This is a genomic window from Mycobacterium terramassiliense (assembly GCF_900157385.1).
Taxonomy (GTDB): Bacteria; Actinomycetota; Actinomycetes; order Mycobacteriales; family Mycobacteriaceae; genus Mycobacterium; species Mycobacterium terramassiliense.
In genome coordinates this window covers 24,622-36,815 of sequence record NZ_LT717699.1, presented here as the reverse complement: position 1 = coordinate 36,815, position 12,194 = coordinate 24,622, and the positions used below count along the sequence as shown (strand labels likewise).

The 12,194-nt window shown below is 67.7% G+C and carries 11 protein-coding genes and 2 tRNA genes; 8 read left to right on the top strand and 5 right to left on the bottom strand.

Annotation, left to right across the window (positions count from 1 at the left end; translation table 11 throughout):
* Positions 1-35 precede the first annotated feature (35 nt).
* The 4 genes from MTAB308_RS04260 (at position 36) to MTAB308_RS04245 (ending at position 2,622) form a co-directional block, all read left to right on the top strand.
* Positions 36-836: a fumarylacetoacetate hydrolase family protein gene (locus MTAB308_RS04260; RefSeq protein ID WP_077098271.1), complete on the top strand. Its 801-nt coding sequence runs from the start codon at positions 36-38 to the stop codon at positions 834-836.
* Positions 833-2,287: a glutamate--tRNA ligase gene (gene gltX / locus MTAB308_RS04255; protein ID WP_077098269.1), complete on the top strand. Its 1,455-nt coding sequence runs from the start codon at positions 833-835 to the stop codon at positions 2,285-2,287. Before MTAB308_RS04260 ends, gltX begins: the two co-directional genes overlap by 4 nt.
* 106 nt (positions 2,288-2,393) lie before the next feature.
* Positions 2,394-2,465 (top strand) — tRNA-Gln (locus MTAB308_RS04250).
* 84 nt (positions 2,466-2,549) lie between these two features.
* A tRNA-Glu gene (locus MTAB308_RS04245) sits at positions 2,550-2,622 on the top strand.
* Positions 2,623-2,629: 7 nt separating this feature from the next.
* Here MTAB308_RS04245 and MTAB308_RS04240 read toward each other — a convergent pair.
* Both MTAB308_RS04240 and MTAB308_RS04235 read right to left on the bottom strand, forming a co-directional pair.
* Positions 2,630-3,142 (bottom strand): pyridoxamine 5'-phosphate oxidase family protein, encoded by a 513-nt coding sequence (locus tag MTAB308_RS04240; protein WP_077098268.1) that lies wholly within the window; start codon positions 3,140-3,142, stop codon positions 2,630-2,632.
* Between the two features lie 202 nt (positions 3,143-3,344).
* On the bottom strand, positions 3,345-4,046 hold the full coding sequence (locus MTAB308_RS04235) for an IclR family transcriptional regulator (protein ID WP_077098266.1): 702 nt from the start codon (positions 4,044-4,046) through the stop codon (positions 3,345-3,347).
* Between the two features lie 63 nt (positions 4,047-4,109).
* Between MTAB308_RS04235 and leuC the strand changes: the two genes are divergently transcribed.
* From leuC to MTAB308_RS04220, 3 genes are all read left to right on the top strand, one after another.
* Positions 4,110-5,543: a 3-isopropylmalate dehydratase large subunit gene (gene leuC, locus MTAB308_RS04230; protein WP_077098264.1), complete on the top strand. Its 1,434-nt coding sequence runs from the start codon at positions 4,110-4,112 to the stop codon at positions 5,541-5,543.
* 19 nt (positions 5,544-5,562) lie between these two features.
* Entirely contained in the window at positions 5,563-6,159 is a 597-nt protein-coding gene (gene leuD / locus MTAB308_RS04225) for a 3-isopropylmalate dehydratase small subunit (protein ID WP_077098262.1), read from the top strand.
* Between the two features lie 214 nt (positions 6,160-6,373).
* The gene (locus MTAB308_RS04220; protein WP_077098260.1) at positions 6,374-7,018 is read left to right on the top strand and encodes an HU family DNA-binding protein; all 645 of its coding nucleotides are present in this window, start codon (positions 6,374-6,376) and stop codon (positions 7,016-7,018) included.
* A gap of 63 nt (positions 7,019-7,081) precedes the next feature.
* On the opposite strand, the gene mutT1 is transcribed toward MTAB308_RS04220, so the two are convergent.
* The 3 genes from mutT1 to cofC all read right to left on the bottom strand — a co-directional run bounded on the left by mutT1 (position 7,082) and on the right by cofC (position 11,043).
* Positions 7,082-8,023, bottom strand: coding sequence for an 8-oxo-(d)GTP phosphatase MutT1 (gene mutT1 / locus MTAB308_RS04215; protein ID WP_077098257.1), 942 nt, complete (start codon positions 8,021-8,023; stop codon positions 7,082-7,084).
* Positions 8,024-8,095: 72 nt separating this feature from the next.
* Positions 8,096-10,327, bottom strand: a complete 2,232-nt coding sequence (locus MTAB308_RS04210; protein WP_077098255.1) for an RNA degradosome polyphosphate kinase — start codon at positions 10,325-10,327, stop codon at positions 8,096-8,098.
* 53 nt (positions 10,328-10,380) lie between these two features.
* Entirely contained in the window at positions 10,381-11,043 is a 663-nt protein-coding gene (gene cofC / locus MTAB308_RS04205; RefSeq protein ID WP_077098253.1) for a 2-phospho-L-lactate guanylyltransferase, read from the bottom strand.
* A gap of 101 nt (positions 11,044-11,144) precedes the next feature.
* Here cofC and MTAB308_RS04200 point away from each other — a divergent pair, with 101 nt between their 5' ends.
* The gene (locus MTAB308_RS04200; RefSeq protein ID WP_077098251.1) at positions 11,145-12,155 is read left to right on the top strand and encodes an NAD(P)H-dependent glycerol-3-phosphate dehydrogenase; all 1,011 of its coding nucleotides are present in this window, start codon (positions 11,145-11,147) and stop codon (positions 12,153-12,155) included.
* Positions 12,156-12,194 lie beyond the last annotated feature (39 nt).

Sequence of the window (12,194 nt, the reverse complement as noted above, 5' to 3'; positions counted from 1 at the left end):
CGGTAACTCTGAAAACGACTACTAGGCTGCAACGAATGCGCCTTGGTCGAATCGCCAGCCCGGACGGTGTCGCGTTCGTCAGCATCGAGGGCGAGCTGGAGGATCCCGCCGGGATGATCGTGCGGGAGATCGCCGAGCACCCGTTCGGCACGCCGAACTTCACCGGCCGCTCCTGGCCGCTGGCCGACGTGCGGTTGCTGGCCCCGATACTGGCCGGCAAGGTGGTCTGCGTCGGCAAGAATTACGCCGATCACATCGCCGAGATGAGCAGCTTCGCGACCGGCCCGGCGGCGGCGGATCCGATCATCTTCCTCAAACCGAACACCGCCATCATCGGCCCGAACGTACCGATCCGGTTGCCCGCCAACGCCTCACCGGTGCACTTCGAGGGCGAGCTGGCCGCGGTGATCGGCCGGCCGTGCAAGGACGTGCCCGCCGCTCAGGCCGCCGACAACATCCTCGGCTACACCATCGGCAACGACGTCTCGGCGCGCGACCAACAACAGGCCGACGGCCAATGGACTCGCGCCAAGGGCCATGACACCTTCTGCCCGGTCGGGCCGTGGATCGTCACCGACGTCGATCCGGCGGACCTCGAACTGCGCACCGAGGTCAACGGCGAGGTGAAGCAACACAGCCGCACCTCGCTGATGATTCACGACGTCGGCGCCATCGTGGAGTGGATCTCGGCGGTGATGACCCTGCTGCCGGGCGATCTCATCCTGACCGGAACACCCGCGGGCGTCGGTCCCATCGAGGACGGCGACACGGTCTCGATCACGATCGAGGGCATCGGCAGCCTCGTCAACCCCGTTGTCCGCAAAGGAAAGTCGTGACCGTACGAGTCCGATTCTGCCCGTCGCCGACCGGCACCCCGCACGTCGGGATGGTCCGCACCGCGCTGTTCAACTGGGCCTACGCCCGACACACCGGCGGTACCTTCGTCTTTCGCATCGAGGACACCGACTCCCAGCGCGACACCGAGGAAAGCTACCTGGCGCTGCTCGACGCGCTGCGCTGGCTCGGCCTCGACTGGGACGAGGGCCCCGAGGTCGGCGGCCCCTACGGCCCGTACCGCCAGTCGCTGCGCGTCGAGATCTATCGCGACGTGGTGGCCAGGCTGCTCGAGGCCGGGGAGGCCTACTACGCCTTCTCCACCCCGGAGGAGGTCGAGGCCCGCCACATCGCGGCCGGCCGTAATCCCAAGCTGGGCTACGACAACTTCGATCGGCAGCTCACCGATTCGCAGCGCGCGGCCTTTCTCGCCGAGGGCCGGCAGCCGGTGGTGCGCCTGCGGATGCCCGACGAAGACCTCGGCTGGGACGACATGGTGCGCGGAACCACAACGTTCGCGGCGGGCACCATCCCCGATTTCGCGCTGACCCGCGCCAACGGAGAACCGTTGTACACCTTGGTCAACCCGGTCGACGACGCGCTGATGAAGATCACCCACGTGTTGCGCGGCGAGGACCTGCTGCCGTCGACCCCGCGCCAGCTCGCCCTCTATCAGGCGATGATCCGGATCGGGGTCGCCGAACGCACCCCACAATTCGCGCATCTGCCAACGGTGTTGGGGGAGGGCACCAAGAAGCTCTCCAAGCGCGACCCGCAGTCCAACCTGTTCGCCCACCGCGACCGGGGCTTCATCCCGGAGGGGTTGCTGAATTACCTTGCGCTGCTGGGCTGGGCGATCGCCGACGACCACGACGTGTTCACCCTCGACGAAATGGTGGGGGCTTTCGACGTCGTCGACGTCAATTCGAACCCGGCCCGGTTTGACCAGAAGAAGGCCGACGCGCTGAACGCCGAGCACATCCGGATGCTGGACGCCGGCGACTTCGCCGCCAGGCTGCGCGAGTTCCTGAACGCCCACGGCCATCAGACCGGGCTGGATGATGCCGGATTCGCCACCGCCGCCGAGCTGGTGCAGACGCGCATCGTGGTCCTCGCCGACGCGTGGGACCTGCTGAAGTTTTTCAACGACGACGAATACGCGATCGACCCCAAGGCCGCCGCCAAGGAGCTCGGCCCGGACGGCATCGCGGTGTTGGACGCGGCGCTGACCGCGCTGGACGGCGTGGCGGGCTGGACCACGGCCGACATCGAGCACGCGCTGAAGACCGCGCTCGTCGAAAACCTCGGACTCAAACCGCGCAAGGCGTTTGGTCCGATTCGGGTCGCCGTGACGGGAACGACGATCAGCCCACCGTTGTTCGAATCACTGGAACTGCTGGGCCGCGACCGGAGCATGGCGCGGTTGCGGGCCGCGCGCGACGGCGCGGTCTAGGTTTTTGGTAGTCTGCACTGCGGTTTACAAAGGCCGGCAACGGTTGGCCGCAGCGGTTGCGGGACGCCCCGCAAAACCGTTGTGACCAGCGGTTTTAGGTCGCCGATGGGGTATGGTGTAATTGGCAACACAGCTGATTCTGGTTCAGCCATTCTAGGTTCGAGTCCTGGTACCCCAGCACTAGAGAGGTTTTGGATGCAGCATGCTCAGCGATTAGGTCGCCTTTCTGAGGTGAGCTATGCTGGCTGCTCGGATCGGTTCTGGCCCCGTCGTCTAGCGGCCTAGGACGCCGCCCTCTCACGGCGGTAGCGTGGGTTCGAATCCCATCGGGGCTACAAATGTCTATTGGCCGGTCCGCAGCGCGGCCGGCGCGGTCGATCCGCCCACCGGCATCTGCGGCAACCCGAGCTTGCGGTGATCCCACGAGCGCGCGCGGCGGGCGACGATGCGCACGCAGACCCGCTTGTTCATCATCTGCTCGACGAACGGCTTCATCTCGTCGCTGTAGGGACCGGTGTAGCGCTCGAACACGCTGACGCCGACACGGTGCGAGACCTCCGGGTCGTCGACGATCTCGGCGACGCCCTCGAACGACACCCCGCGCAGCGTGTCGTAGGTGTCGCCGTCCTCGATCAAAAAGCTCACCCGAGGATCCCGCGTGAGGTTGACCGCCTTCTGCGACTTGGCCTTGGTCTCGAGCCAGATCTCGCCGTCGACGACGGCGTACCACATCGCGGTCAAGTGCGGCTGGCCGTCGGGGCCGACGGTGGCCAGCGTGCCGGTGCGGCTCTTCACGACGAAGTCGGCGATCTCGTCTTCGGACATGACGATGCTCGCGCGCTGATTGGTTCCCATGGCGGTCAGTGTGTCAGGCGGTGCGCGGTTGGGTGTGCGGTGGTGGCGTTTCGGGGTGTGCGCTCAGGGGGCGACGGCGTCGAGTGTGCACTGCGGGCCTTCGGTGTGAACGCAGGGTGGAGATCGTGCGGTGTGGGCGCCGTGCGGGCACGCGCAGAGCCGTGGGCGCACACCAAAGCCGCCGCCGCGGGCGACACAGTGCCTACATCCGGCGGGTGAGCGCTTCGGCGGCGGACAGCAGATCGGCGGCCCAGCGGGCCCCCGGGCGCCGGCCGATCCGGTCGACGGGGCCCGACACCGAGATTGCGGCGACGACGACGCCGCGGTTGTCGCGCACCGGCGCCGACACGCTGGCCACACCGGGCTCGCGCTCGGCGACGCTTTGCGCCCAGCCGCGCCGGCGCACGTCGGCCAGCGTCCGGTCGGTGAATTTCGCCGCCGGCAGTACGGCCTTCTGGGTGGCGGTGTCGGCATAGGCGAGCAGCACCTTGGCCCCGGAACCCGCCGTCATCGGTAGCCGCGCGCCGACCGGAACCGTATCGCGAAGACCCGCAGCCGGTTCCAGGGCGGCCACGCAGACCCGCGAGGTGCCCTCGCGTCGATAGAGCTGAATGCTCTCGCCGGTGGTCTCACGCAACGCGGGCAGCACCGACGCGCTCGCGGCCAGCAGCGGGTCGTTGACCCGGGCCGCCAGTTCGGTGACCGCCGGGCCCAAGCCCCAGCGCCCCGCGTCGTCGCGCGCGAGCAGCCGATGGACCTCCAGGGCGGCGGCCAGCCGGTAGGCGGTCGCCCGGGGCAGCCCGGTCCGCTCGCACAGTTCGGCCAAACCGCAGGGGGATTCCGCGATCGTGTGCAGCACAACCACCGCTTTGTCCAGGACGCCGATGCCGCTATGCTGTCTCATAAGGAGATACTAGTGTCTCATATTCTGAGATACAGCGAAAGACCGAACAGAGGCGAATTCAAGATGGGATCCGACAAACCGCGCACCCTGGCCGAAAAGGTCTGGGAGGACCACGTTGTGGTGCGAGGGGGCGAATCCGAACAGGCAGGCGCCCCCGACCTGATCTACATCGATCTGCATTTGGTGCACGAGGTCACCAGCCCGCAGGCTTTCGACGGGCTGCGCCTGGCCGGCCGCCCGGTGCGACGACCCGACCTGACGCTGGCCACCGAGGACCACAACGTGCCCACCGTCGGCATCGACAAGCCGATCGCCGACCCGATCTCGCGCACCCAGGTCGAGACCTTGCGGCGCAACTGCGCGGAATTCGGCGTCCGGCTCTACCCGATGGGCGACATCGATCAGGGCATCGTGCATGTCGTCGGTCCGCAACTGGGCCTCACCCAGCCGGGCATGACGATCGTCTGTGGCGACAGTCACACGTCCACGCACGGCGCATTTGGCGCGCTGGCCATGGGGATTGGCACCTCGGAGGTCGAACACGTGCTGGCCACCCAGACCCTGCCGTTGCGGCCCTTCAAGACGATGGCGGTCAATGTCGACGGCACGTTGCCCCCAGGCGTGACCGCCAAGGACATCATCCTCGCGCTGATCGCGAAGATCGGCACCGGTGGCGGGCAGGGTCACGTCATCGAATACCGGGGCAGTGCCATCGAATCGCTGTCCATGGAAGGCCGGATGACGGTCTGCAACATGAGCATCGAGGCCGGCGCCCGGGCGGGCATGGTGGCGCCCGACGACACCACTTACGAATTCCTGCGTGGGCGCCCGCACGCGCCCACCGGCGCGCAATGGGATGCCGCCGTCGAGTACTGGCAGCGGCTGCGCACCGACCCCGGCGCCGCCTTCGACACCGAGGTCCATCTCGACGCGGCCTCGCTGAGTCCGTTCGTCACGTGGGGGACCAACCCCGGCCAGGGGGTGCCGCTGGACGCGGCCGTGCCCGATCCCGAACTGATCGGGGATGACGGCGAGCGACAGGCCGCCGAGAAAGCCTTGGCGTACATGGACCTTCGACCCGGCACGCCGATGCGCGATATCGGCGTCGACGCCGTGTTCGTCGGTTCTTGTACCAACGGTCGTATCGAAGACCTGCGCGTGGTGGCCGACGTGTTGCGCGGACGCAAGGTCGCCCAGGGGGTGCGAATGCTGGTGGTGCCGGGTTCCATGCGGGTGCGCGCACAGGCGGAGGCCGAAGGGCTGGGTGAGATCTTCACGGCCGCCGGCGCGGAGTGGCGTCAGGCCGGATGCTCGATGTGCCTGGGCATGAACCCCGATCAGCTTTCGCCGGGCGAGCGGTGCGCCGCGACGTCCAACCGCAACTTTGAAGGGCGGCAGGGCAAAGGGGGCCGCACGCACCTGGTGTCGCCGGCCGTCGCCGCCGCAACGGCGGTCCGGGGCAGGCTGTCCGCGCCGGCTGACTTGCACTCCAACTGACTTCGAATCGAGGACGAAAATGGAAGCCTTTCGCACCCACACGGGTATCGGCGTGCCGCTGCGACGGTCCAATGTCGACACCGATCAGATCATTCCCGCCGTATTTTTGAAACGCGTTACCCGAACCGGTTTCGAGGACGGCTTGTTCGCCACGTGGCGTTCCGATCCCTCATTCGTGCTCAACCTCAGCCCCTTTGACCGCGGCTCGGTTCTGGTCGCCGGGCCCGATTTCGGCACGGGGTCGTCGCGCGAGCACGCGGTGTGGGCGCTGATGGACTACGGGTTCCGGGTGGTCATCTCGTCTCGATTCGGTGACATTTTTCGGGGCAACGCCGGCAAGGCGGGCCTGCTGGCCGCCGAAGTTTCTCAGGACGGCGTCGAACTCCTTTGGAAGCTCATCGAGGGCAGCCCGGGCTTGGAAATCACTGCCAATCTTCAAGATCGAAATATCACCGCCGGAACGACGGTGCTGCCGTTCAAGATTGACGACCATACGGCCTACCGGCTACTGGAGGGTCTCGACGATATAGCCCTTACGCTGCGGAAACTTGACAACATTGAGAGCTTCGAGGCGGCGCGCCCGGAGTGGAAACCGCGCACTACGGCCGCCTCCTGAACGGTCGATCGGTGCCGATTTTCTTCTCGGTCGGCTAACTAACCCGGCCGATTTCCCGGTCCCGCCACCGGTCAAGGGCGGCAACCGGATTGCGAAAAGTTTCGCCGTTCGGTCGGCGAAATTGCGCGTGGCTCTTGGAAATTTGCTGGGTGAGGGTTTACCGTGTCCACTAGTCGGTTCCCAAAACGAGGACCACTAGCTTCGGAGGGTTTGGATGAACAAAGCAGAGCTCATAGATGTGCTCACACAGAAATTGGGCTCGGACCGTCGACAGGCGACCGCTGCCGTCGAGAATGTCGTCGACACCATTGTGCGCGCGGTGCACAAGGGCGACAGCGTCACCATTACCGGGTTCGGTGTGTTCGAACAGCGGCGGCGCGCGGCGCGCGTGGCCCGCAATCCGCGTACCGGCGAGACGGTAAAGGTAAAGCCGACATCGGTTCCCGCGTTCCGGCCCGGTGCCCAATTTAAAGCGGTTGTGTCTGGCGCGCAGCGCCTCCCGTCGGAAGGACCAGCAGTGAAGCGTGGTGTTGTGGCAGGCGGTGCGGCCAAGAAGGCCGCGAAGAAGGCTCCGGCCAAGAAGGCCGCGAGCAAGGCTCCGGCCAAGAAGGCCGCCGCTAAGAAGGCTCCGGCCAAGAAGGCCGCGGTGAAGAAGGCTCCGGCCAAGAAGGCCGCGGTGAAGAAGGCTCCCGCCAAGAAGGCCGCGGTGAAGAAGGCTCCCGCCAAGAAGGCCGCGGTGAAGAAGGCTCCCGCCAAGAAGGCCGCGGTGAAGAGGGCGCCGGCCAAGAAGGCCGCGAGCAAGGCTCCGGCTCGGAAGGCTCCGGCCAAGAAGGCCACCGCGCGGCGCGGCCGCCGGTAACAGGTTCCGATACGCGGATACCCTTCGGGGTGGCAGCAACGCCACCCGGGGGGTATTCGCGTGTCAGGCCCGCACGTTGGCGGCCAGTGCGCCGCCGATGTGGTCGGCGGACACCAGCCGGCCGCCGGATAGGGACAGCACCCACGTACTGCCCTTGTGGTTGCGGGATTTATCGGCGCGCACTCCGTCGCGTTCGCACCACCAGGCGATCAGGTCCGGAATCACCTTGCCCTGCGTGCAAATCACCGGGGTGCGGGCCTCCTGGGCGATGCCGAGCATCCGGTGGCGGGCGCGCTTGGGGTTCTTGGCGTAGGACTCCTCGGTGAGGGCGGGTTCGTTGTGCACGCTCACACCGAGCTCTGCGGCGAGCGGTTCGACCGTCTGGTGACAGCGGAGCCGGTCGGCGGCGTACACGTCGGAGGCGCCGAAGGCGAGCAGTTGTGGCACCAGGGCTTCCGCCTGCGCGCGTCCCCGCTTATCCAGCGGTCGTTGGGTGTCGTCGCCTTTGAAGCGTGACTTTCTGCCGGCGGTGCCGTGCCGGACCACCAGCACCGTTTGCGTGTCGGCGGGCTGTTTTGCGAAGTGGCGCAGCATCTTTCGGTCGTGTGGGTAGGTGAGTCTGTCCTTGGCTTCGGCGAGCGGCAACCAGAGGAGTTCGTCGACCTCGCTGCCCGGTGTGAATTCGCCGCCCGTGCTGCGCGCCGACCAGTAGTGCACCTTCTTGACGCCCTGCTCGATCGGGTAGCTCACCACGTCCAGCCGCCGGCCGAGGACGGCGCCATGACCGGTCTCCTCTAACACCTCTCGCACCGCCGCGACCGGCGCCGTCTCGCCGGGGTCCACCTTGCCCTTGGGCAGTGACCAGTCGTCGTATCGGGGGCGATGGATGACGGCGACCTCGAGGCCGGGGTTGCCGGATTCCCCGGGCCGCCACAGCACGGCGCCCGCCGCGTACACGACCCGACTCCCCGAGCGCCGATTGGCGGACGAGTTCTGGGTTGGCAACTCAACTCCTGCAGGTCAATTCGGCGAGGTACGCACGGCCGTGGGCGCGACCAGGAAAGCTACCACATATCCTCAGGCGCTCCGGTGCAGCTCCATCAGCGATTCCTGATGGTCGCGCACCGTGTGGCCCTCCCGCGGCGCCGCGATCCACTGCCCGTCGGCGCCGAGCTCCCAGCACCGGGTGGACGGGTTCAGCGCGGACTCGAACAAGTCGTCCAGGTACGCCGTGAGCCTGGGGTCCTTGACCTGAACCAGCGCTTCGACGCGTCGGTCGAGGTTGCGGTGCATCATGTCGGCACTGCCGATCCAGAACTCGTTGATGCGGCCGAAATGCATGATCCGCGAGTGCTCCAGGAATCGGCCGAGGATCGAACGGACCGAGATGTTCTCCGAAAACCCTTCCGCGCCCGGGCGCAGCGCGCAGATGCCGCGCACCACGATCTCCACGCGCACGCCGGCGCGGGACGCGCGGTAGAGCGCGTCGATGACCTGCTCGTCGACCAGGGCATTCATCTTCATCCTGATGCGTCCCCCACCGCCGTCGCGGTGGGCGGCGATCTCGCGCTCGACGCGTTCGATGATGCCGGTGCGGATGCTGTGCGGGGCCACCAACAGGTTGCGGTAGGACACCTTCCGCGAGTATCCGGTGAGCGAATTGAACAGGTCGGTCAGGTCGGCCCCGATTTCGGGAGAGGCGGTGAGCAGTCCGACGTCCTCGTACAGCCGCGCCGTCTTGCCGTTGTAGTTGCCGGTCCCGATGTGGCAGTACCGCCGGATCGTTGGGCCCTCGCGGCGCACCACCAGGCAGGTCTTGCAGTGCGTCTTGAGCCCCACATACCCGTAAACCACATGCACGCCCGCCTGCTCCAGCTCGCGCGCCCAGCGGATGTTGGCCTGCTCGTCGAAGCGCGCCTTGATCTCCACCATTGCCACCACTTGCTTTCCGGCCTCGGCGGCGTTGATGAGTGCGCGAACGATCGGCGAGTCACCGGAGGTGCGGTACAACGTCTGCTTGATCGCCAGCACGTTGGGATCGGCGGCGGCCTGCTCGATGAATCGCTGCACGCTGGTGGAGAACGACTCGTACGGATGATGAAGCAGCACATCGCCTTCGCGCAGCGTCGCGAAGATGCTCCTCGGTGTTTCGCGGTCGACGAAGGCGGGGCTGGTGGCCGGAACGAAGGCCGGGTCTTTGAGCGCCGGGCGGTCCAGTCCGTATATCTGCCACAACGACGACAGATCGAGCAGCCCGGGCACCTCGATGACGTCACCGGGGTTCACGTCGAGTTCGCGAAGGAGCAACTCCAGCATGCTCTCTGTCATGTCATCGGCGATCTCGAGTCGGACCGGCGAACCGAACCGGCGGCGCGCCAGCTCTCGCTCCAGCGCCTGCAGCAGGTCTTCGTCGCGGTCCTCTTCGACCTCGTAGTCGGCGTTGCGGGTGATGCGGAACGCGTGATGCTGCACGATCTCCATGCCGGGGAAGAGCACCGGCAGAAAGGCCGCGATCAGTTCTTCCATTGGCAGGTAGCGGATTATGGTGGGCCCTTCGGCGCCGCCCTCCGCGTCGCGGTGGTTCTGGAGTTCGACGAAGCGATCGACGTTGTTGGGCACCTTGACGCGGGCGAAGTGCTGGCCGCCGTCCTCGGGCTGGCGCACCATGACCGCCAGGTTCAAACTCAACCCGCTGACGAAGGGGAAGGGGTGGGCGGGGTCGACGGCCAACGGCGTCAGCACCGGGAAGACCTGCTCGTGGAAGTACGTCGACAGTTCGTCGCGCTCATCCTGATCCAGATCGGCCCACGTGACGATGTGGATGCCTTCGGCGGCCAGCGCCGGCTCCACCGAATCGAGGAACACGCGCGCGTGCCGGGTCGCGATCCGCTGCGTGTGCTCGCCGATGAGGGCCAGTTGCTCGCGCGGCGTCAGGCCGTCGGCCGAGCGCACGGACAGCCCCATCTCGTCGCGGCGCTTGAGGCCGGCCACCCGAACCATGTAGAACTCGTCGAGATTGGAGGCGAAGATCGCCAAGAACTTCGCGCGCTCCAGCAACGGCAGAGAGTTGTCGTCCGCCAAGGCGAGCACGCGCGCGTTGAAATCCAGCCAGCTCAGCTCGCGATTGAGGTAGCGGTCCTCCGGCAGCACGTCATCGATCGCGGCCGGGGTTGCGGCAGGCGGCGCGCCCACGGCCGAGTCGTTGGTTTGCCACGCGGATTCTTCGAGGCGCGCCTCGGCTTCGATTTCGGTCACCCTGCGATCATTGCTCATTCCCGCTGGTGCTGCTAGCGCCCGACGGACATCCATCGCCCGTTGGCGCGCAGTTCACCGTGCGTACAGTTTTCGCCGTCGCGCCCGGATCAGTGCTGCGTGACGGCCCGGGCCGTCGCGGACCCGACCCCCAGGCGGCGGGCGGCCGTCAGGTCGGCGGGCGTGTCGACGTCGCAGCGCAGGCCGGGCCACGCGCCCGTCAGCTCGATCGCGCCCGAACGACGGTGCCGCGCGCACGAATCCGGCCCGAACTGCGGATCCAGCGGGGCCCCGAACGCGCACAGCGCGGCGGTTCCCGTCGCCAACCGGTCGGCGACGAAACTGCGCCGGTGGTGGCGCGCGGCGGCGATCGCCTCGGCCAGCTCCTGGGTCTGCAGCGCCGGCAAATCACCTTGCAGGACAACGATATTGGCGAAGGATCCGGACACGGCGCGTTCCGCGGTGGCGATCGCGTTGTTGAGCGGATCGCTATTGCCGTCGGGCGTCGGATCGGCGAGCACGCCGGCGCCCAGCCCGGCGGCGGCGGCCGCCGCGGCGTCGTCGGGCGTGATGACGGTGATCGAGCCCAGCGCGGCAACGCCGGACGCGGCGGTCAGCGTGTCGATCAGCATGGCCAGCACCACCCGCTCGCGGGTCCGCGCCGAGAACACCGGCGCCAGCCGGGTCTTGGCGGCGGCCAACCGCTTGACGGCGATGATCAACGCCACGTCGCCGGCGCCGTCGCCCGCACCGTCGGGCCGTGTGCCGCTCATGGGGCCATCCTGCCAGCGCGACCGCGGCGGCCGGGCGCCACGGTAGCGTGACGGCACAGCGACGACACCGACGGGACGACACCGACAGACGGGGATGGCAGATGGCCGGTTCAGAGGGCGCCATTGCGGTGATGGGCGCCGGTGCCTGGGGCACGGCGCTGGCCAAGGTGCTGGCCGATGCCGGGCAGGAGGTGGTGCTGTGGGCCCGGCGATCCGAGGTCGCCGACGAGATCAACGCCACCCGGTACAACCCCGACTATTTGCCCGGCACCCCGTTGCCGCCGGGCATCCGTGCCACCGTCGACGCCGGTGATGCGCTGGCCGGTGTGACGACGGTGCTGCTCGGGGTTCCGGCGCAGACGATGCGTGGCAACCTCGAGCGGTGGGCGCCGCTGGTGGCCGACGGCGCGACCCTGGTCAGCCTCGCCAAGGGCATCGAGCTGGGCACGCTCATGCGCATGAGCCAGGTGATCATTTCGGTGACCGGCGTGGACCCGGCGCAGGTCGCGGTCATCTCGGGGCCGAACTTGGCCAGCGAGATCGCCGAATGCCAGCCGACCGCGACGGTCATCGCGTGCAGCGACTCCGGCCGGGCGGTCGCGGTGCAGCGGATGCTCAACAGTGGGTACTTCCGTCCTTATACCAACAGCGATGTGGTGGGCACCGAGATCGGCGGGGCGTGCAAGAACGTCATCGCGCTCGCGTGCGGGATGGCCGCCGGCGTCGGGCTCGGCGAGAACACCGCGGCGGCGATCATCACCCGGGGATTGGCGGAGATCATGCGGCTGGGGATCGCCCTCGGCGCCAAGGGCGCCACGCTGGCCGGACTGGCGGGCGTGGGTGACCTGGTCGCCACGTGCACCTCGCCGCATTCGCGCAACCGGTCCTTCGGCGAACGCCTGGGCCGCGGCGGGACCATGGAGTCGGCCACGGAGGCGGGACACGGGCACGTCGTCGAGGGGGTGACGTCCTGCGAGGCGGTGCTCGCGCTGGCCTCCAGTTACGACGTCGAAATGCCGCTCACCGACGCGGTGCACCGGGTGTGCCACAAGGGGTTGTCGGTGGACGAGGCGATGGCGCTGCTGCTCGGTCGCAGCACCAAGCCCGAATGAGGCGCACGAGCCGGCAAAACCGCAGCTAGCGGCTCGGGA

Coding starts and splice junctions, on each gene's coding strand:
- MTAB308_RS04220 (WP_077098260.1), top strand. CDS start 6,374: ATGAACAAAGCAGAGCTCATAGATGTGCTCACACAGAAATTGGGCTCG.
- cofC (WP_077098253.1), bottom strand. CDS start 11,043: ATGAGCGGCACACGGCCCGACGGTGCGGGCGACGGCGCCGGCGACGTG.
- MTAB308_RS04210 (WP_077098255.1), bottom strand. CDS start 10,327: ATGGATGTCCGTCGGGCGCTAGCAGCACCAGCGGGAATGAGCAATGAT.
- MTAB308_RS04235 (WP_077098266.1), bottom strand. CDS start 4,046: ATGAGACAGCATAGCGGCATCGGCGTCCTGGACAAAGCGGTGGTTGTG.
- leuC (WP_077098264.1), top strand. CDS start 4,110: ATGGGATCCGACAAACCGCGCACCCTGGCCGAAAAGGTCTGGGAGGAC.
- MTAB308_RS04260 (WP_077098271.1), top strand. CDS start 36: ATGCGCCTTGGTCGAATCGCCAGCCCGGACGGTGTCGCGTTCGTCAGC.
- leuD (WP_077098262.1), top strand. CDS start 5,563: ATGGAAGCCTTTCGCACCCACACGGGTATCGGCGTGCCGCTGCGACGG.
- MTAB308_RS04200 (WP_077098251.1), top strand. CDS start 11,145: ATGGCCGGTTCAGAGGGCGCCATTGCGGTGATGGGCGCCGGTGCCTGG.
- MTAB308_RS04240 (WP_077098268.1), bottom strand. CDS start 3,142: ATGGGAACCAATCAGCGCGCGAGCATCGTCATGTCCGAAGACGAGATC.